Source organism: bacterium (assembly GCA_035549195.1).
Taxonomy (GTDB): Bacteria; Oederibacteriota; Muellerivitia; order Muellerivitales; family Muellerivitaceae; genus DASZRK01.
In genome coordinates this window covers 71,663-89,921 of record DASZRK010000017.1, presented here as the reverse complement: position 1 = coordinate 89,921, position 18,259 = coordinate 71,663, and the positions used below count along the sequence as shown (strand labels likewise).

Sequence of the window (18,259 nt, the reverse complement as noted above, 5' to 3'; positions counted from 1 at the left end):
GGTCCCTGAGCTTGGCGTAAAATGAGGTCCCATGTCCAAACGCCCCGAAGAAAAAAAGAAAAGCAAACCTTCCCAGGCCGCGCGCCGCGCGTTGGAGGACTTGAAGGGCTTATTGCTGCTCGACGGCGTCCTGAAGGACCCGGTGGGAGAGGCTTTGGCCCGGCTCCTGAAATGGCTGGCGAAGGAGGATGCCGAACCCCAACGAGGTCTTCGCCGTTACGGCAAGCTTTGGCGCTGTTTGATGGAATCAGGCGTGCTGGAAAGAAAAGGGAGGGTCGGGAACCTGTTGCAGGACCATCTCTTGGAACGCCTGCTGACGGATGACAACCCGTTCCACCGACGGGCGGAGCAGGGGCCTTTGCCCGGGATGGACCCTTCCCTTCATTCCTTCTATATGAAAGACCTGGCCGCCATGCGGCGGGTCTTGAAGACCGACTGGGAGGCCGAATTCTTCAAACGTTCCAGTTCTCTGGGAGAGGTCAAGGCCCCATCCCTGGAAGGGGCCCGGGAACCCAAAGGGTCCGTTCCCGAAACCGCCCAGGCCAAGACCCGGCGCCGCCTCAAGGAAAAGCTCCTGGGAAGCGCGGGTCCAGAGGTCGCTGCCGAGGTCGGGAACTATTTCCTTCAGTATGGCCTTGGGGATTTTGGGCGCTATCGGGCTTTCCGGTGGAAGGACGGTCTCCAAGGGGTGGCGGTTCCGGACCCCATCCGGCTGGAAGAACTGGTCGGATATGACGAACAGCGCCAACCCCTTCTCGAGAACATCGAAGCCTTCGTGAAGGGGAAATCCGCCAATCACGCCCTCATCTACGGGGAAAGGGGCACGGGCAAATCCTCCACGGTGAAGGCCTTGCTCAACCGCTACGGCGACCAGGGACTGCGCTTGGTCGAGGTCCATCCGGACCAATTGAACGAATACCCGCGCATCCTCCCGCTCTTGCGGGGGCGGCGCGAGAAATTCATCCTTTTCGTCGATGACCTTTCGTTCGAGGAGAACGAGACCGGCTACAAGGGATTGAAGGCCCTGCTGGAAGGGTCGGTGGAGGCCAAGCCCTCCAACGTCATCCTCATCGCCACGTCCAACCGGCGGCACCTCATCCGGGAGTTCTTCGCCGACCGGGCCGGGGGGCTCCAGCAGGAAGGCGAGATCCATGGGGCGGACACGGTGGAGGAGAAACTTTCCCTGTCCGACCGTTTCGGCCTGGTCATTTCCTTCTACTCTCCGGACCAGGACATCTACCTCCAGATGGTGGAGAACTGGGCCAGGGTGGAGGGGATCAAACTGCCCGCCGCGGAACTGCGGGCCCGCGCCATCCAGTGGGAGAAGGCGAACAACGTCCGTTCGGGCCGCACGGCCCGGCAATTCATCAACGACCTTCTCGGCAAAGTCTAGGTCCCGGGCCCGGCCAGGCTTCCGGGATCGTCCAAACGAGGTCTTAAGTCCATTCCAGTCCCCCTTGAGGAAATGATGGCGCCCATGATCTCGGTCCAGAACCTATTGAAGACCTTCCAGGAAGTGAAGGCCGTTCAAGGCGTTTCCTTCGAGGTGGAGCCGGGCGAGTGTTTCGGTTTGTTGGGGCCCAATGGGGCGGGGAAGTCGACCCTCATCAAGATGCTCATCACGCTCTTGAAACCTGATTCGGGCCAGGCTACGGTCAACGGATCCTTCCTGGACCGCGATCCGGCCCGGATCCGCGAGTCCATCGGTTACGTTCCCCAATCCCTGTCGGTGGATGGGGCCCTGACCGGCCGGGAGAACCTCACCCTTTTTGGGAAGCTCTACGGTCTTTCCGCCAGCGACCTCAAGGATCGGGTCCCCAGGATCCTGGAATGGATGGACCTCTCGGAAGCGGCGGACCGGCCGGTCGCCCATTACTCCGGGGGCATGGTCCGGCGCCTGGAGGTCGGCCAGGCCATCCTGCACCGGCCCGCGGTGGTCTTCCTGGATGAACCCACGGTGGGCCTGGATCCGGTGGCCCGCCAGGCCCTTTGGGACCATATCCGGAACCTCCAGGAGGAATACGGCACCACGATCTTCCTGACGACCCATTACATGGACGAGGCCCAGGAGCTTTGTGACCGCATCGCCATCATGGACCGTGGGAAGGTCGTCGCCATCGGCACCCTGGCCCAGTTGCGGAAGAGGGCCAGGCTCCCCAAGGCCGATATGGACAAATTATTCGTTCATTTCGTGGGCCCGATGGCCCAGGAACAGGGGGACCTCGCGGATGTCAAACGCGCCCGCCGTACGGCCCAGCGTCTCGGCTAAGAGGAGACTTTCGGGGATCCGCTCCTATCTCCGCCATGTGGGGGTCATCATCGAATTGGAAGTGCTCAAGATGATGAAGGATCCCGTCGAAGTGCTGTCCCGAAGCGTCCAACCCGTGATCTGGCTCCTGCTCTTCGGACAGGCCTTCAGCCGGCTCAAGGCGGTGCCGGAGGCGGGAGGGGATTACCAGGCCTTCCTCACGCCCGGCATCCTGGCCCAGGCCATCACCTTTGTCTCCATCTTCAACGGCCTTTCCATCATCTGGGAGCGGGACATGGGCCTGCTCCAAAAGATCCTGACGACCCCCATCGAACGTTCGGCCCTGGTGCTGGGAAAGATGCTGGCGGCCACCTTCAAATCGCTCAGCCAATTGGCGGTGGTGATCCTGGTGACGGCCCTCTTGGGCATCCACCTCCTCTGGGGTTGGGATAGGGCCTTTGGCCTCTTGGTCTTCGTCATCCTGGGTTCGGCTTTTTTCTCGGGCTTCTCCATGGTCATCGCCGCCTGGGTGCGGACGAGGGACCGCATGATGGGCATCGGGCAACTGGTGACCATGCCCCTTTTCTTCGGTTCCAGCGCCCTTTATCCCATCGCCATCATGCCGCCCTGGCTCCAGGCTTTCGCCAGGGCCAACCCCTTGAGCTATTTGGTGGACGGGTTGCGGGGGCTTCTCCTGGACCCGAACTACACCCAATGGGCCCTGGACGGCGGGGTGCTCCTGGGGGCGTCCCTCTTCATCTGGGCGCTCGCTACGCGGGAATACCCGAATCTCTTGACCTGACCCATCCGGCCTTTCCTGAAGTAAAATCCTAACCTGATATCAGCGAACGAGGGGTCCCAATGGCCGTTGACCTGAACGTCTTCAAAGACGCGCTGCCTTACCGTGGCTTCCGGGATGAGGACTGGAAGGCCCTCGCGGAGGTCCTGACCGAGGTGAGGTCCGCCTCCGGGTCCCGGGTCTTCCGGGAGAACGACCCGGGGGACGGGTTCTTTTGGATCCGCTCCGGCAAAGTGAAGATCTCGCGCCAGGTCCTGCCCGAGGGGAAGAAGACCCCCCAGGAACAACTTCTCACCGTCCTCACCGCGGGTCAGGTCTTCGGCGAGATGGCCCTGGTGGACAAGGCGCCCCGGTCGGCGGACGCGACCGCCGAATCGGACACGGTCCTCTTCCACCTTTCGGAAGCTGCCTATGAGGGCCTCCAAAAGGCCCATCCGGGAACGGCCCTTCGCATCCAGGATGTGATCGTGATGACGCTCTGCTCCCGGATCCGGGAGGCCAACCGCAGCTTCGAACTCATCCGCTTTTGGTGCACATGAGATCCGGCGCCCGTACCCTTTTTCCGATGGCCCTGGTTTTTTTGGCGTTTTCCGTCCTTGGGGCCGGTGAGCCCGTCAAGACCCCCGTCGATCCAGCCGGGAAATTCCTGCCCGACCTGGTGCTTTGCGGCAAGAAGCACGACGGTCTTATCCATGTCCGTAAGGAAAAGGTGGATTGGGACTGGGCCTTGGACGGTCCGGTCCTGGATGTCCAGCCCCAACCGGCCTATGAGACCTACCTGGTGACGGGGGGATCGGGGAAGGTTTCCCTGGTCCGCAAGGTCTGGAAGGGCTGCAAGGTGCTCTGGGATTGGAGCGCCCTTTCCGGCGTCTCCGTCGTGAGCGCGGTGGTGGCCGATTGGGACGAGAAGGACAAGCCAACTTTGGTCCTGGGCGCGGACGCATCCGGCCCCCGCCTCTTCCTGGCCGACGCCCGGGCCCACGAGACCAAGGTCCGTTGGAGCTACAAGCTGCCCGCCGCCCCCTTGCGGGTCCATCTTTGCACCGATAACGGGAACTTCCTGGTGACCTTGGGCGACGGCACCGTCCAGGAACTCCATTTCCAGGAGGACAAGGTGGTGATGACCTTGGGCCAAGGGGACGGGCTCCAAAAGCCCCTGGACGCGGTGCGGGACCCTTGGGCCAATACCTATGTGGCCGACGCGGGCCGGGGCGATGTCCTTTGTTTCGACCCCAAGCGGAAGGTCCTCTGGACGGTCCACCTTCCCTTCGCCCCGGGCAAGCCCGAGGCCATGGCCCTTTCCCTCTACCGGAAGATGGAAAAGCGCATGCTCATGGCCTCGGTCCACTTCTCGGGCGGGAACTCGGAAACCGCCCAGGACGTGATCTATGTGATCAACACCGCCACCGGCGGGGTCCTGGCCTGGAGCGACAAGACCGAGAAGGGCGGCTACCCCAGCTTCACCAAGGCCGTCCCTGACCGGGCCGAATACCTGAAGAAGCAATGAACGCTTCCTTTGGCCGGGCGCTCCTTTTTTTTTCGTTGGCCGTAGGCCCCTCTTTGATCGCATGGGCCGAGGAACCCGGCCCGGACCTTTCGGGCCGCGTCGGGGTCGAAGGGGGAACCTTCCAACCGGCGCAGGGGGCCGTCCATCCCTACCTCGGCTCCCTTCTCATCTTGGGGATCCATCCCGAGATCACCGAGGGCCTTTCCTTCGACTGGGCAGGACAAGCCGACGGCCAGGAGGCCGGGGTGCCCATGCCTTTTTCCGAACCGGAGGCGTCCCGCAGGAACATCGTGGACCTTCAGTGGGAAAGTGTTGGGGCCGATGGCGGCGCCTATCGCCTGGCCATGGACCAGGCGGCCCTTCATTGGGCCTCCGGACCTTTGGAACTACGGGCGGGCCTCTTCAAGCCCGATTGGGGCCATTCCATCTTCGGCCGCCCCACCGACTATTTCTTCCCGGTGCCGCCCCTTTCCTGGTTGAAGGACGAGCCTTCCGCCAGTGAAGGCGCGGATGCCTCCTGTTTCCTGTTCGACGACCTGAGCGCCGAGGGAGCGGCCCGGTTCCTGGAAGGAGGCGACGCTGAATGGGTGGTCCGGCTGATCCAGCGAGGGATCGGCCTGACGGTCACGCCGAGTTTCGCCCGGCTCCAGGGCAAGGATGGGTTCGGGTGGGAGGTCATGGGGACTTTTCCAACGGTCCAGGTCCGGTTCGAGGGTGTGGACTGGCGGTTCGCCAACGGAGGCGACGCAATGGATTGGAACCTCGGGGTTTCGACCTCGCGTTATGGGGTGAAATACACGGCCGAGGTCTTGCGGGATGGGACGGGTGGGATCCTGGGCGGAGGATCGGGCTACTCACAGGGAAGCTATCTATTCATTTCCGCCGAAGGGACCCTGACCCCGGAATGGAAGATGTCGACGGCGGTCGTGGTTCTCCTCGATGGGGGGACATTCCTTTTTCGGCCCAAGGTCACCTGGACCTTCACGTCCCATTGGGAAGCGGGGCTCCAAGCCCAGGTCCCGCTGGGGGACTGGGACGGGCCCCTGCACACTTGGCCGGGACGTTGCGGGTTTTCGCTGGACTACCTTCTTTGAACACCCGGGCCCCGCGCCCCTATAATGTCGCCGATCCCCCGATGGAACGAAAGGCATCCCCATGAAGAAGACGGAGAAAAAAGCACTCCGGCCGAAGCTCCCCGACAACATCGTGCTGATCGGCATGTTCGGGAGCGGCAAAAGCACCGTGGGGCGCATCCTGGCCCAAAAACTCCGCTACCACTTCGTGGATGTGGACCATCTGATCGAGGCCAAATATAAGAAGCCTCTCCAGAAGGTCCTGGACGAGCTGGGGATGAAGGGGTTCATGAAAATGGAGGAGGCGGCCATCCGGGCCCTGCATTACCGCCATTGCGTCATCTCGCCCGGGGGCAGCGCGGTCTATTACCCCAAGGGAATGGCCCACCTGAAGAAACTGGGACCCCGAGTTTTCCTGAAGGTGCCCCTGACCATCCTGAAACGCCGACTTTCCGATTGGTCCAACCGGGGGGTCGTCCGGCGGGGTGGTTCCACCCTCCCGGCCCTCTATAAGGAAAGGGCCCCGCTCTTCCGCAAATACGCCGACCTGACGGTGCCGGTGAAGGGCAAGGACGCCGAAAAGATCGCCCTACTCGTCCTCCGGGGGATCCTCCGGAGCTGAGTCGGGCTTCGAGTTCCCATGCCGGGCCAGGTAACGGTAGAGGGGGGTGGGCATGACCAACCGCCCGATCCCCTGGGCCAAAAGGGCCGCCACCATGAAGGGGATGAGCAGCGTACTCTGGTCGGTCATCTCCATGATGATGATGACGGCGGTCAAGGGGGCCTGGACCGCGCCCGAGAAGAAGGCCACCATCCCCACCAGAGCGCAGGCTTTCAGCGAATGATTGTGCAAGAGCTCCCCCGTCGTGAAACCCAACCCCGCCCCGATGGAAAGACAAGGGGAGAAGATCCCGCCCGCCATTCCCGATAGATAAGAAAAGATGGTGCAGATGAGCTTTTCCAGGAAGAGGAGCGGGGCCAGGGTCCCGTGCTCGCTTTCCATGAAGTTCCGGGTGACCTCGTAACCGGACCCGGCGGTGTCCCCGTGGGTCAGAAGACCGAAGACCGAACAGACCGCTCCGCAGACCAGGGCTTTTCCCCACCAATGGGAGGGGAGCAGGTTGGGCAGGGGCCGGGTCAGCACCTTGGCGAAGAAGCCGCCGGTCAGCCCCCCCAGGATCCCCAGCAGGATGGCGGTGGGCAGGATGTGCCAGGAAGGGTCCGAAATGCTGGGATGGCCGAAATAAAGGTAGTTCCCCCCGATGCCCCGGGCCGTGATACCGCCCACGATGACGGCCAGCATCACGGTGCGCTTGAACTGGGCGAAGGAATGCTCCGCGATCTCCTCCAAGGCGAAGGTGATCCCGGCGAGAGGGGTGTTGAAGGCGGCCGAGATGCCCGCCGAAGCGCCGGCGATGAGGTAGGACTGGGGGTCCAGGCTCCCGAAGTAGCGGCGTGAGAACCGGGCGGTCATGGCGAAGAAGGAGGAGGCCACCTGCACGGTCGGGCCTTCCCGGCCGATGGAGGCCCCGCCCAGGATCCCCAGGGCGCTGGAGAGGACCTTGAGGACCGCGGTCCGGATGGAGACCAGGCCGGAGGAAAGACCCGCGGCCTTCTCGATGCCGGTCTTGTCGATGGCCTGGAGCACTTGGGGGATGCCGCTCCCTTTGGCCTCGGGCGCGAAACGCACGACCAGCCAGGTCGCGGCCAGGAAGAAAAGGGGGCCCGAGAGCGAGACCTCCCACGGATAGCGTTGGAACAGGAAGCTGAAAAGGGCCTGGGCCCAGGCGATGAGGCGGGCATAGAAGGTGGCGAGGAAACCCACGCCGATGGCGGCGATGAGAAGCGAGGCCTGGAAGGAACTCTGGGGATGGATGGGGTTGAGGTCCTGGGCGGCCCGGTTGACCCCGATCCCGATCCTCGAGATCGAGCGGGACAATTCGCCGGACCGTGGATTGTTCTTGCCCGCCATCGGTGATCCCCCCTGGAAGATGTCCGCGCCTGCAGAGTAACTTAGGCATGCCCTTGAAACCAAGTCCAAGAGGAATTTACTTCTCCCCCGTTCTTGGTCCCGCCGAAAAAAAGCCGAGCGGGTTGGCGGGACCCACAGGATTTGGTAGGGTGAAGGTCCGGAGGGAACAGCATGGACGGCCTCTTCCATCGGCAGTGGACGGAAACGGAGCATTGGTTCCTGGCCGGCGCGGTGCTGGTCGCCTGGGTGCTCCTCGGCCTCTTCCTGGCGCGCATCCTCCTCCACCGCCTCACCCGTTGGGCCAGCCGCAGCGCCAATAAGACCGACGACCACCTGGTCGCCGCCCTGGCCCTGCCCCTCCGCGTGCTGGTCCTCCTGAGCGGGGCCCTGGTGGCCGCCCATTTTTCGCCCCTGGACGCCGATGGCCGGGCGGACCTTTCCCAATGGCTCAAAGTGGCCCTGCTGTTGCTCGGGGTCTTCCTGATCGACGGTCTCCTGCAGGGCCTGCTCAAGGACCTGGAAAAAAAGCAGGCCGAGATCCGTCATTCCCACGTGATGTTCTCGGCCCTCCTCCACCTGGCCGTCTGGGGCATCGGCCTGTTGATGGTCCTGGAGGCCCTGGGCATCTCCATCACGCCCCTACTGGCCTCCCTGGGCGTGGGCAGCTTGGCGGTGGCGCTGGCACTGCAGCCGGTGCTGGCCAACCTCTTCTCGGGGTTCTACCTGCTGATGGACAAGCCCCTTCGCCCCGGGGATTTCATCCGTTTGGAGACCGGGGAGGAAGGTCATGTGGAATCGGTGGGTTGGCGCACGACCCGGGTCCGCATGCTTTCCAACATCCTGGTGGTGGTACCCAACGCCAAGCTCACCGAGAACCGCCTCCATAACTACGATCTTCCGGACCAGGAATGCGCCGTATTGGTGGAAGTGGGGGTGGCCTATGACAGCGACCTCAAGCGCGTGGAGAAGGTGACCACCGAGGTGGCCCGGGAAGCCCAGAAGACCGTGGAGGGGGCGGTGGCGGGGTTCGACCCCTTCATCCGCTACCATACCTTCGCCGACTCCTCCATCAACTTCACGGTCATCCTGCGTTCCAAGACCTTTGTGGACAACTACCTGCTCAAGCACGAGTTCATCAAGGCCCTGCACGAGCGATTCCGCAAGGAAAAGATCACCATCCCGTTCCCGCAAAGGACGATCGAGTGGCGCGGCGGCGTGGGCCCGGGCCCGATCTGATGTCCTCCCACCGATCCCTCGTCCTCCTGGGACTGTCCCTTCTTTTTTCCCTGTCCCTTGCCGCGGCGGACCGTCCTGCGGTCAAGGAAGTCCTGAAAAAGGTGGACGACCTTTATCGGGGGGCCACCAGCCAGGGGGAGGTCTCCATGATCGTGGAGACCCCGGACTGGAAGCGCACGATGGGGATGAGCCTCTGGAGCGAGGGGATGGACAAGACCTTCGTGGTCCTCCGGTCCCCGGCCAAGGACGCGGGGGTCGCCACGCTCCGGGTGAAGCGGGACATGTGGAACTATTTCCCCCGCATCAACAAGACCTTGAAGGTGCCGCCTTCCATGATGATGGGGTCCTGGATGGGGTCGGACTTCACCAACGACGACCTGGTGAAGGAATCCTCCCTGCTGGACGATTATGACGCCGTCTGGTCCAAGGAGGAGGAACCCGGCACTTGGGCCTTGGACCTGACCCCGAAGGCCCGGACCGCCACCGTCTGGGGAAGGATCCACATGATCCTCCGGGCGGGGACCCTTATCCCCCTGGCGGAGGAGTATTTCGACGAGCATGGGGAAAAGGTCCGGATCATGAAGTTCAGCGACGTGAAAAAGGTCGGGGACCGCGAGCTTCCCATGACCCTGGAACTCACGCCCTTGAAGAAACCCGGCAACCGCACCGTCCTCATCTACAAGTCCCTCGAATTCGACAAGCCCCTGCCGCCCTCCACCTTCAGCCTGCAGAACCTCCGCCGGGCGCGGTGACCCCTTGTTCACCCTGCGCATGGCCTTCCGGAACCTGAAGCGCCAGAAGCGCCGTACTTTCTTCACCGGGCTCATGATGGTGGGTGGCTTCTGGCTCTGCTCGATCTTCCTGGGCGTGGCCGAAGGAAGCTACGATTCCATCATCGACTTCTTCACCCGGGACCATACGGGCCACCTCCAGATCCACCGCAAGGGCTACCTGGACCACCCGTCCCTGCAGGCCACCCTCGATGATTGGGACCATGTGCGGCAGGTCCTGGCCGGGGACCCCCAGGTGGTCTCGGCGGCCCCCCGGGTCTATGCGGCGGCCCTGGCCTTCGTGGGCGAGAAGACCACCGGCGCCCGCCTGGTGGGGGTGGCCCCGGACCTGGAAGCGGCGACTACGCGCCTGAAACGCAAGATCACCGAGGGGGCCTATTTCCCCGCGGGCCTGGAGAACCCGGTGCTGGCGGGCGAGGGCCTGGTGAAGGCCCTGGACCTCAAGGTCGGGAGCCAACTGGCCCTGGTCTCCCAGGGAGCCGACGGGTCGGTGGCCAACGACCTCTTCACGGTCGCCGGGATCGTCTCGGGTGGGAGCGAGGGCGGGGTGGACCGGAACCTCTACCTGCGGCTTTCGGACGCCCAAAGGTTCTTGGTCCTGGGGACGCGCATCCATGAGGTGGCGGTGCTCCTGAAGAACATCCGGGAGGCTAAGCCGGAAGCGGCCGCCATCGCCGCCCAACTCAACGATCCCTCCCTCTCGGTGGATCCCTGGCAGGTCGTGGAGAAGGACTTCTACAAGGCCATGACCGCCGACAAGAACGGCAACTATGTCTCCCAGGTCATCTTCCTGGTGCTGGTGGCCCTGGGCGTCCTCAATACGGTGCTCATGAACCTCCTGGAACGGATCCCCGAATACGGTTTGTTGAAGGCGCTGGGCACCCGTTCCTCGGCCATTACCGGCATGATCCTCTGGGAGATGCTCCTGCTTTCGTTGTTCTCCCTCATCCCGGGGGCGGCCCTGGCCTGGGCTTCCAACGCCTGGCTGGCCGCCTATGGATTGAGGCTGCCCCATCCCTACACCTATGGCGGAATGGTCTTTTCCACCATGTACGGCCAGGTCTCCTGGTTCGTCTTCCTGGTGCCCACGGTCCTGATCGTCCTGGTGGCGGTCCTGGTCTGCATCCCGGCGGCCCGGCGCATCCGACGCCTCACCCCCATCGAAGCCTTGCGGAGGGCCTGACCATGGGACTGCTCCTTCGCATGGGATGGCGCAACATCCTCCGCAACCGTCGGCGAACCCTGCTCACGGCTTCCATCATCGCGTTGGGGCTGGCCTGCCTGATCCTCATGGACGCCTTCATCCAGGGAATGGTGAAGAACCTGGTGGCGACCGCCACCGACACCTTCCTGGGCCAGGCCCAGGTGCACGCGGCGGGTTTCCGGACCGAGCTGAAGGTGGAACAGACCATCCATGACCTGCCGGGGGTGGTGGAAACGCTCCGGACCGATCCGGACGTCGCCGCCTTCGTCGAGCGCATCCAGGTGATGGGCATGGTGAGCTCCGCCGCCGACGCCGAGTCGGTGGGGGTCTTCGGTGTGGACCCGGAAAAAGAAAAGAAGCTCTCCAAGATCGCCCAAGCCGTCGTGAAGGGGGAAGGGCTGGGAGGGAGCGGGGACAACGGCATCCTCCTGGGGGAACGCCTGGCCATGACCCTCCAGGTCGGGGTGGGCGACCGGGTGGTGGTCACCTGTGCCAGGGCCGGGACGGGGGAACTGGAGCAGGAGATGTTCCGGGTAAAAGGACTTTTCGCCTTCAATTCCGCCGCCATGGACCGGGACCTGGCCTTCATCGGCCTGGAAAAGGCCCGGTCGATGGCGGGCCTGCCGGGGGCCGCCCACGAGATCGCCTTCCGTTTCAAGGAAGGGGACGGTTCGGAAGCTTTCCACGATGGGCTTTATCGGAAGCTCTCCGAGAACGGCAACGAGGCCCTGGACTGGAGCCGGCTCATGCCCGACATGAAGTCGGCGATGGACCTGACCGGTGTTTCTTCCGCCATCCTGGCCGTCCTCCTGGCGGTCCTGGCGGGCCTGGCGATCCTCAATACCCTCTTCATGGCGCTCTACGAGCGGTTCTTCGAGTTCGGTGTCCTGCGGGCCCTGGGCACCCGGCCCTTCCAATTGGGGGCCCTCGTCATGGCCGAATCGGCGGCCTTGGGGTTGTTGAGCGTGGCCTTGGGGACGTTGTTGGGGTTCCTCTTTACCGGGATCCTGTCGGCCACCGGCGTCAATTACGCGGGCATCGAGTTCTCGGGGGTGACCTTCCAGCAGGCGGTCTATCCCCAGATGCGGGCCCTGCAATACACGGTCTTTCCCCTGGGGGTCTGGGTCTTCACGGTGTTGATCGCCCTTTACCCGGCCGTGCACGCCGCCAGGATCGTGCCCGCCAAGGCCTTGCACCGCAGTTTGGGTTGATAGGCACCCTCGATCCGTCCTTCTCCCCTCCAGGGGGAAGGAGCCTCGTGCCATCGCCCCTGGGGGGAGAGGGATAGGGTGAGGGGTGCCGGAGAAGTTCTTCGTTAAAAGGAGAAGTGAATGAGGACAGTCCTAAAAGCCAAGATCAGGCAGGCGGTCATCCGGCTCGAAGGCGTTTCCCGTTCCTACGGGGAAGGCGAGGCCCGGGTGAAGGCGCTGGACCACGTGAGCTTCGAGATCAGGAAAGGCGAGTTCACGGCGGTGGTGGGACCCTCGGGGTCGGGCAAGACCACCCTTTTGAACCTCATCGGGGGCCTGGACCAGCCCTCCGCCGGACACCTTTGGCTGGGTGACCGGGAGATGGGAAGCATGGGCGGCAATGAGCTTTCCGATTTCCGCCGCGACCACCTGGGCTTCATCTTCCAGGCCTACAACCTGGTGCCGGTGCTGACGGTCAAGGAGAACATCGAGTATGTCCTCCTGCTGAAGGGAGTGGGCGAGGCGGAGCGACGCGCGCGGGTGGCCAAGATGCTCAAGGAGGTCGGGCTCTCGGGCCGCGAGGACCGGTTCCCCAACGAACTCTCGGGAGGCCAGCAGCAGCGCGTGGCCGTGGCCCGCGCCATGGTCTCCGAGCCGGACCTCATCCTGGCCGACGAGCCCACCGCCAACCTGGATTCGGCCTCGGGCGCGGCCCTGTTGGACCTCATGCGCCACTTGAACGAGGAACATGGAAGGACCTTCCTCTTCTCCACCCACGACCGGATGGTCATGGAGAGGGCGCGGCGCCTTATCACCATCAAGGACGGCCGGGTGGTCCGCGATGAAACCAAGAAAAAATAACGCGCTCCTTCTCGGCCTCCTTGGAGCCATGGCCGGGGGGGCCTGGGCCCAGGAAAGCCCTTGGGGCCTGACCGGGTCCGTGAAGACCTATTTCTATTCGGTGGGAAGCGCCCCCCTCGGCGGTTCCGGCGGCTGGGTGTTGGACAGTCCCTTCCGGCTCCGCCTCCTCTATAAACCCGACGACGTCCTCACCCTGGAAGCGGCCGAGGAACTGGAGTCCCTGGACCAGTCCGGCACCGGCGGGTCCACCGGCACCTTCCTGACGGCGATCTCCCCTTACCGGTTGGCGGACCTTTCCAACCCCGTCGCGGGCCCATCCTCGGGGGATGGGGAACGGCTGCTCCAGGACCTCGACCGTCTTTCGATCGCCATCCATCAGGGGAAATGGGAAATGACCCTTGGACGCCAGGTGGTCTCCTTCGGCTCCGCCCATCTGGTCAACCCGACCGACGTGTTGGCCCCCTTCAACTTCCAGGCCCGAGACCAGGAGAACCGCTCGGGTGTGGATGCGCTGCGGGTCCGCTATGCCTGGGGGGACTTCGGGGAGATGGACGCGGGCTATGTGGCGGGCAAGGACGCCCGATGGGACCAGAGCGCCCTCTTCGTGAAGCCCCATTTCCATTTGGGCGGGATGGACGTTTCCTTGTTGAGCATGCTCTTCCGGGAGAACCATCTGTTGGGGGTGGACCTGCAGGGGTCCCTGGGCGGCGCGGGCTGGTGGAGCGAGGGGGCCTGGGTCTGGCCCAAGAACGGGGATACCGCCTATGGCCGCCTGACCCTGGGGGTGGACCAGTATTTCGCGGGGGACCTGGACCTTTCGGTCGAATACCACTTCAACGGCGCCGGCCAGCAGGACGCATCCCGCTATTTGGACCTGAACCCGACGGCCTATGGCGCGGGGACCGTTTATTTCCTGGGCCGTCACTACCTGGCGCCCGCCCTCTCGTGGCAGGCGGACCCGCTGTTGTCGCTCCAGGGCCAGGCGGTCATGAACTTGACCGACGGTTCCTGGTGGCTGGTGCTTCACGCGGAATACAACGCCCTAGAAAACCTCTATGCCGACGTGGGCATGGCCCAGCCGGTCGGATCCGGCCTCGAGGGATTCCTACCTACTTCCGAATTCGGCCTCTACCCGGCCTTCCAATACGCGGACCTGCGGTTCTATTTCTGATCCTTCAAGTCGCTCCTAGCGATGTTTCGGGAAAGGGGAGCGGAGGGGCAGGGCTCCAAGATCGGCCCAAGGGCCGTTCCTATAAACCTTGGCTTAAATGTTGAAAATGAGGTGGGTGGTATACTTGGGCTATCTTTTGGAAGTGATATCTGGACCGTTCCAGGACGAGGTGCCCTATGATCCGTTCCCCCAGGCTTATCCCCTATTCGGGGACCGTCTTTTCCCTGGTCATTGTCCTTTTCTACATGGGTTGCAAGATGCCTTCTTGGGTGCCGACCCCACCCGCTCCTTCGGGTCCCACCCCGACCTTCACACCCCTTCCCGCCGATACACCCGTTCCCCTTCCAGGGACCCCCACTCCTTCGGCGGGATGCCTGACGGGACCGGCTTTGACCGTTCTGACGGGCACGGGAGGTCCTTTAGGCTATTGCGGGCCCATCGGCACCTTGGGCACGCCCTCCCCCACACCGACCCCGGCCTGGTCGGGTAGCCTTCCCACCCATCCGGATGGGAAATACGTTCTTGCTTCCCTCGGGGATTGGAACAACTACCTTTCTTCTTCCTATTACCCACAAACTAACTTAAGTCCTCCTTTCAACCCGGCCACCCAAAGGCTGGCGGTCGATGCGTTCACGAAATCCTTGATGTGGAATGAGGTGATCGACCAGGTGTGCGACGACGGCGCGACCATCCATGTCATTGTGCGGGAAAATCCAGGATGCTACGGAAATCCTCCCGCTTGGACCTGCTCGTCGGGTGCCGTCCTCGCCGTGGTCCTTCCTCAAAATGGAGAACCGGTCGAGTGGGATGTTCTCCTCAATGCCTGCCCCCCCTGGATCCAATAGGGCCGGTCTTCTAATCCTTCAACCCGCTCATGGCGATGCCCCGGATGAAGGTCCGCTGGGCGAAGGCGAAGAGCGCCAGGATGGGGAGCGACGCCAGCACCGAGGCCGCCATCAAAAGGTGCCATTGGGTGCCGCCGTTCTGGCTCTGGAAGAACTGCAGGCCTAGGGCCAGGGTGAAATCCTTCTGGCGGGTCAAAAAGAGAAGAGGCCCCAGGAAGTCGTTCCAGTTGTAGATGAACTGGAAGAGCGCCACCACCGACAGGGCGGGCTTGGAGAGGGGCAGGATGAGGGAGGCCCAGATGCGCCATTCGGGACAGCCGTCGATCTGGGCGGCCTCGTTGATCTCCTTGGGAATGCCCAGGAAGAACTGGCGCAACAGGAAGATATTGAAGGCGGACCCGAAGAAGGCCGGCACCCAGAGGGGTTTCAAGCTCCCGATCCAATGCAGTTCCCGGAAGAGCCCATAAAGGGGCACCATCAGGATGGGGAAGGGCACCATCATGGTGGAAACGGTCACCCAGAAGAAGGCGTCCCGCCCCTTCCACTCGATACGCGAGAAACCGTAGGCCGCCAGCGAGCTGGAGACCAAGGTCCCCACCACCGATAAAGAACAGACAATGAGCGAGTTGGCGGTGTAGCGGAAGAAGTCGATGTAACGCACCGCCTCCCCGTAATTGCCCCATTGGAAGGGATGGGGGAGCCATTGGGGCGGCACCGCCATGGTCTGCTCCACCGGTTTGAGCGATGTGGAGAGCATCCAGAGCAAGGGCGCCAGGAAGAAGACCCCGGCCCCGACCAAAAGCAGGTGCGCGCAGGCCTTCCCGATCCTTTCCATCCGCTTGCGGCTTTGAAGGGTCGCCATGGTCATTGCCCCCGGTAATGGACGCTGCGCTTCGACAGCCGCAGGATGAGCCAGGTGAGGCCCAGGATGAGCAGGAACAGCACCACCGCCATGGCGCAGGCGTAGCCCATGCGCAGGTAGCGGAAGGCGTTGTCGTAGAGGTACATGGTGTAGAAGAGGGCCGACCCGGCGGGCTGGCCGGGGATGGGGAAGGTCATGACGTAGGGCACCGCGAAGACCTGCAGGGCCGTGATGAGGCCCATGACGAGGTTGAAGAAGATGGCCGGGGAGATCATGGGCAGCGTCACGTGGCGGATCTTGTGGAACCAGCGGGCGCCGTCGATGTCCGCGGCCTCATAGAGGCTTGGGGGCACGTCCTGCAGGGCCGCCAGGTAGATGACCACGGCGTTGCCCACGGTCCAGACGCCCATGAGGATGAAGGCGGGTTTGGTCCAGAGGGGGTCCTGGAGCCAGGAGGGGCCGTCGATCCCGAAGAGCGCCAGGGCGTAGTTCAAGAGGCCGAACTTGGGGTTGAAGATCCAGAGCCAGAGGATGGCCATGGAGATCATGGGGATGATGGAGGGCAGGAAGAAGATGGATCGGTAGACGCCTTTGCCCCGGATGTCGGCGTTGAGGAGCAGGGCCAGGACCAGCGCCACCAGGGTGCTCAAGGGCAGCAGGAAGGCCGCGTAGTAGAAGGTGTTATAGACCGAGTGCCAGTAGACCTCGTCGGTGAAGAGGTCCACGTAGTTTCCCAGGCCGATGAAGACGGGTTTGGTCAGGACCGAGTAGTCGCAGAAGCTGTAGATGAAGGAAGCGCCCACCGGATAGAGGGTGAAAAGGACGAGCCCCACGATCCAGGGCGCGGTGAAGGCCAGGCCCATCTTCAAGTTCTGTTTTTCCCGTCCGGTCATGTTCCCGTCCTGAATTTAAGAAGATTATCGAACCACAGAGATCACAGAGGAAGCCGAAGCCCCTCGTTTTTGATCAAAGATCCTTCTCCGTGCGCCGCCGAAGGCGGCCCGTGGTGAAATGGTTCTTTTCAATCCGATGGCTTCAAGCCCAGGCGGTCCATGCGGCGCAGTTCCCGGGCCCAGAGCTTGCCGATGCGTTTTTGCAGTCCCCCGAGGACCTCCTCCGGGGTCTTTTGGAGCAGCCAGACCTGGTCGAAGGCCGCGTTCCCCTCGTCGAAGTACTCGGCGAAGATGCCCATGCGGGGCGCCGTGAAGGCCCCAGGCGAGTCGGCGAGGTCCCGGAAGACGTGGAGCCAGGGGTTTTGGTTCTTCCTCCAGAAATCCTTGGAGACCTTCTTCAACATGGGGAACTTGCCCTGCAAAAGGCTCAGCTTTTCCTGTCCCTCGGGGCTGACCAGGTAGGCCAGGAACTCCATGGCCTCCTTCGGGTGCGGGCTCCCGGCGGGGATGACCACCACGTCGCCCTCGATGAGGGTCCGGTCATGGACCTGCTCGGAATAGGCCGGGAAGGGGGCCACCCCATAGTTGAGCTTGGGGTTGAAATGCCGGATGAAGGTGGGCATCCAGACGCCCTGGAGGATCATGGCGAGCTTGCCCGCCATGAAGGCGTTCTGGGGCGAGGCGAAGTTTCCGAATCCGCCCCGGAAGGCGCTGGTCTTGGCCACTCCGTATTTCCTCGAGTAATCGGCGAACCATTGGAGGGCCCGGCGGTTCTCCGGCGTGTCGGCGGTGACCGAATGGGTCTTGTAGTCGTAAAGGCTGCCCCCGGTGTAATAGGGCCAGGACCAGTTCCACCAGCCGGGCTCGGTGGGGAGGAATCCCATTTGTTGATAGCCGCCCTTGCCGTCGGGAAGGGTGAGCTTTTGGGCGTATTCCTCGAACTCCCGGATCGTTCTCGGGGGGCGGTCGGGATCGAGCCCGGCGGCTTTGAACAGGTCCTTGTTGTAATGGAGGGCCAGCGTCATGCCCGCGATGGGAAGGGCGTAGGTGCGGTCCCGGAGCCGGCATTCCTTGAGATAGATGGGGATGAAATCCGAGAGCCGGATGCCGTGGCCGGCCATGTCCCCGTCGAGGGGTTCCAGGGCTCCCTTCTCGGCATAGACCTGAACGTTGCGCGAATAGAGGCCGGAGATGTCCGGCGGGTCGCCCCCGGCGGCGGCGATGAGGAGCTTCTTCTCGATCTCGCTGACGGTCATGAGGTCCACGTGGATGCGGTCCTGCTTTGTGTTGAAGGAATCCACCACCGCCTGGATGGCGTCGCCCTCGAAGCCGTTCCATTTTTCCCAATAGGTGATGGTGACGGGCCCCGAAGCGGGCGCCTTCGGGTTCCCCGGCGCGCAGGCGATGGGAAGCGCGAGGAGGGCGGCGAGGGCCCATCCGTATCCGGTCCTGGAAATTCCTGCGGTCACGATGATCTCCCGTTGCTTGGATCGTCCTACTCATAGCACAGTGAAGGGATGAAAAAGACACGAAAGTACCGCGCGTCCATTCTCCCGTAAAAAGGCCGGGAAAGGGAGCTTTTGGGTTGAAAAGTCACGGGACGCGGG

18 protein-coding genes are annotated in these 18,259 nt (G+C 63.2%); 14 read left to right on the top strand and 4 right to left on the bottom strand.

What is annotated here, in order from left to right:
• The first annotated feature begins 31 nt into the window (after nucleotides 1-31).
• The 7 genes from VHE12_03670 (at nucleotide 32) to VHE12_03640 (ending at nucleotide 6,249) form a co-directional block, all read left to right on the top strand.
• Complete coding sequence (locus VHE12_03670) at nucleotides 32-1,393, top strand: ATP-binding protein (GenBank protein ID HVZ79881.1); 1,362 nt, start codon at nucleotides 32-34, stop codon at nucleotides 1,391-1,393.
• Nucleotides 1,394-1,468: 75 nt separating this feature from the next.
• Entirely contained in the window at nucleotides 1,469-2,269 is an 801-nt protein-coding gene (locus tag VHE12_03665; protein HVZ79880.1) for an ATP-binding cassette domain-containing protein, read from the top strand.
• Nucleotides 2,229-3,050, top strand: coding sequence for an ABC transporter permease (locus VHE12_03660; GenBank protein HVZ79879.1), 822 nt, complete (start codon nucleotides 2,229-2,231; stop codon nucleotides 3,048-3,050). The genes VHE12_03665 and VHE12_03660 overlap by 41 nt, the downstream gene beginning before the upstream one ends.
• 59 nt (nucleotides 3,051-3,109) lie before the next feature.
• A complete protein-coding gene (locus VHE12_03655) occupies nucleotides 3,110-3,586 on the top strand; it encodes a cyclic nucleotide-binding domain-containing protein (GenBank protein ID HVZ79878.1) in 477 nt (158 codons plus the stop codon).
• Between the two features lie 26 nt (nucleotides 3,587-3,612).
• Nucleotides 3,613-4,554 carry a hypothetical protein gene (locus VHE12_03650; protein HVZ79877.1) on the top strand — a complete coding sequence of 314 codons (942 nt, stop codon included), beginning with the start codon at nucleotides 3,613-3,615 and terminating at the stop codon, nucleotides 4,552-4,554.
• On the top strand, nucleotides 4,551-5,648 hold the full coding sequence (locus VHE12_03645) for a hypothetical protein (GenBank protein HVZ79876.1): 1,098 nt from the start codon (nucleotides 4,551-4,553) through the stop codon (nucleotides 5,646-5,648). Before VHE12_03650 ends, VHE12_03645 begins: the two co-directional genes overlap by 4 nt.
• A 61-nt stretch (nucleotides 5,649-5,709) precedes the next feature.
• Nucleotides 5,710-6,249 carry a shikimate kinase gene (locus VHE12_03640; GenBank protein HVZ79875.1) on the top strand — a complete coding sequence of 180 codons (540 nt, stop codon included), beginning with the start codon at nucleotides 5,710-5,712 and terminating at the stop codon, nucleotides 6,247-6,249.
• On the opposite strand, the gene VHE12_03635 is transcribed toward VHE12_03640, so the two are convergent.
• Nucleotides 6,217-7,599, bottom strand: a complete 1,383-nt coding sequence (locus VHE12_03635) for a chloride channel protein (protein HVZ79874.1) — start codon at nucleotides 7,597-7,599, stop codon at nucleotides 6,217-6,219. The two genes, VHE12_03640 and VHE12_03635, sit on opposite strands and share 33 nt — an antisense overlap.
• 171 nt (nucleotides 7,600-7,770) lie before the next feature.
• Between VHE12_03635 and VHE12_03630 the strand changes: the two genes are divergently transcribed.
• From VHE12_03630 to VHE12_03600, 7 genes are all read left to right on the top strand, one after another.
• Nucleotides 7,771-8,835: a mechanosensitive ion channel family protein gene (locus VHE12_03630; GenBank protein HVZ79873.1), complete on the top strand. Its 1,065-nt coding sequence runs from the start codon at nucleotides 7,771-7,773 to the stop codon at nucleotides 8,833-8,835.
• Nucleotides 8,835-9,587, top strand: a complete 753-nt coding sequence (locus VHE12_03625; GenBank protein ID HVZ79872.1) for an outer membrane lipoprotein-sorting protein — start codon at nucleotides 8,835-8,837, stop codon at nucleotides 9,585-9,587. Before VHE12_03630 ends, VHE12_03625 begins: the two co-directional genes overlap by 1 nt.
• A 4-nt stretch (nucleotides 9,588-9,591) precedes the next feature.
• On the top strand, nucleotides 9,592-10,809 hold the full coding sequence (locus VHE12_03620) for an FtsX-like permease family protein (protein HVZ79871.1): 1,218 nt from the start codon (nucleotides 9,592-9,594) through the stop codon (nucleotides 10,807-10,809).
• Nucleotides 10,810-10,811: 2 nt separating this feature from the next.
• Nucleotides 10,812-12,041, top strand: coding sequence for an ABC transporter permease (locus VHE12_03615; GenBank protein ID HVZ79870.1), 1,230 nt, complete (start codon nucleotides 10,812-10,814; stop codon nucleotides 12,039-12,041).
• A 120-nt stretch (nucleotides 12,042-12,161) separates the two neighbouring features.
• The gene (locus VHE12_03610) at nucleotides 12,162-12,881 is read left to right on the top strand and encodes an ABC transporter ATP-binding protein (protein ID HVZ79869.1); all 720 of its coding nucleotides are present in this window, start codon (nucleotides 12,162-12,164) and stop codon (nucleotides 12,879-12,881) included.
• Nucleotides 12,862-14,052, top strand: a complete 1,191-nt coding sequence (locus VHE12_03605) for a hypothetical protein (GenBank protein ID HVZ79868.1) — start codon at nucleotides 12,862-12,864, stop codon at nucleotides 14,050-14,052. Before VHE12_03610 ends, VHE12_03605 begins: the two co-directional genes overlap by 20 nt.
• A gap of 176 nt (nucleotides 14,053-14,228) precedes the next feature.
• Nucleotides 14,229-14,897 carry a hypothetical protein gene (locus VHE12_03600; protein ID HVZ79867.1) on the top strand — a complete coding sequence of 223 codons (669 nt, stop codon included), beginning with the start codon at nucleotides 14,229-14,231 and terminating at the stop codon, nucleotides 14,895-14,897.
• Nucleotides 14,898-14,907: 10 nt separating this feature from the next.
• On the opposite strand, the gene VHE12_03595 is transcribed toward VHE12_03600, so the two are convergent.
• The 3 genes from VHE12_03595 to VHE12_03585 all read right to left on the bottom strand — a co-directional run bounded on the left by VHE12_03595 (nucleotide 14,908) and on the right by VHE12_03585 (nucleotide 18,121).
• Nucleotides 14,908-15,759, bottom strand: a complete 852-nt coding sequence (locus tag VHE12_03595) for a carbohydrate ABC transporter permease (GenBank protein HVZ79866.1) — start codon at nucleotides 15,757-15,759, stop codon at nucleotides 14,908-14,910.
• A gap of 2 nt (nucleotides 15,760-15,761) precedes the next feature.
• Entirely contained in the window at nucleotides 15,762-16,652 is an 891-nt protein-coding gene (locus tag VHE12_03590; protein ID HVZ79865.1) for a sugar ABC transporter permease, read from the bottom strand.
• A gap of 128 nt (nucleotides 16,653-16,780) precedes the next feature.
• Nucleotides 16,781-18,121, bottom strand: a complete 1,341-nt coding sequence (locus VHE12_03585; protein HVZ79864.1) for an ABC transporter substrate-binding protein — start codon at nucleotides 18,119-18,121, stop codon at nucleotides 16,781-16,783.
• Nucleotides 18,122-18,259 lie beyond the last annotated feature (138 nt).

Excerpts from the sequence above, each read along its gene's own strand:
- VHE12_03625 (HVZ79872.1), top strand. The coding sequence starts at position 8,835 with ATGTCCTCCCACCGATCCCTCGTCCTCCTGGGACTGTCCCTTCTTTTT.
- VHE12_03640 (HVZ79875.1), top strand. The coding sequence starts at position 5,710 with ATGAAGAAGACGGAGAAAAAAGCACTCCGGCCGAAGCTCCCCGACAAC.
- VHE12_03600 (HVZ79867.1), top strand. The coding sequence starts at position 14,229 with ATGATCCGTTCCCCCAGGCTTATCCCCTATTCGGGGACCGTCTTTTCC.
- VHE12_03590 (HVZ79865.1), bottom strand. The coding sequence starts at position 16,652 with ATGACCGGACGGGAAAAACAGAACTTGAAGATGGGCCTGGCCTTCACC.
- VHE12_03610 (HVZ79869.1), top strand. The coding sequence starts at position 12,162 with ATGAGGACAGTCCTAAAAGCCAAGATCAGGCAGGCGGTCATCCGGCTC.
- VHE12_03605 (HVZ79868.1), top strand. The coding sequence starts at position 12,862 with ATGAAACCAAGAAAAAATAACGCGCTCCTTCTCGGCCTCCTTGGAGCC.
- VHE12_03645 (HVZ79876.1), top strand. The coding sequence starts at position 4,551 with ATGAACGCTTCCTTTGGCCGGGCGCTCCTTTTTTTTTCGTTGGCCGTA.
- VHE12_03630 (HVZ79873.1), top strand. The coding sequence starts at position 7,771 with ATGGACGGCCTCTTCCATCGGCAGTGGACGGAAACGGAGCATTGGTTC.
- VHE12_03615 (HVZ79870.1), top strand. The coding sequence starts at position 10,812 with ATGGGACTGCTCCTTCGCATGGGATGGCGCAACATCCTCCGCAACCGT.
- VHE12_03635 (HVZ79874.1), bottom strand. The coding sequence starts at position 7,599 with ATGGCGGGCAAGAACAATCCACGGTCCGGCGAATTGTCCCGCTCGATC.
- VHE12_03660 (HVZ79879.1), top strand. The coding sequence starts at position 2,229 with ATGTCAAACGCGCCCGCCGTACGGCCCAGCGTCTCGGCTAAGAGGAGA.
- VHE12_03655 (HVZ79878.1), top strand. The coding sequence starts at position 3,110 with ATGGCCGTTGACCTGAACGTCTTCAAAGACGCGCTGCCTTACCGTGGC.
- VHE12_03665 (HVZ79880.1), top strand. The coding sequence starts at position 1,469 with ATGGCGCCCATGATCTCGGTCCAGAACCTATTGAAGACCTTCCAGGAA.
- VHE12_03595 (HVZ79866.1), bottom strand. The coding sequence starts at position 15,759 with ATGGCGACCCTTCAAAGCCGCAAGCGGATGGAAAGGATCGGGAAGGCC.
- VHE12_03670 (HVZ79881.1), top strand. The coding sequence starts at position 32 with ATGTCCAAACGCCCCGAAGAAAAAAAGAAAAGCAAACCTTCCCAGGCC.
- VHE12_03650 (HVZ79877.1), top strand. The coding sequence starts at position 3,613 with ATGGCCCTGGTTTTTTTGGCGTTTTCCGTCCTTGGGGCCGGTGAGCCC.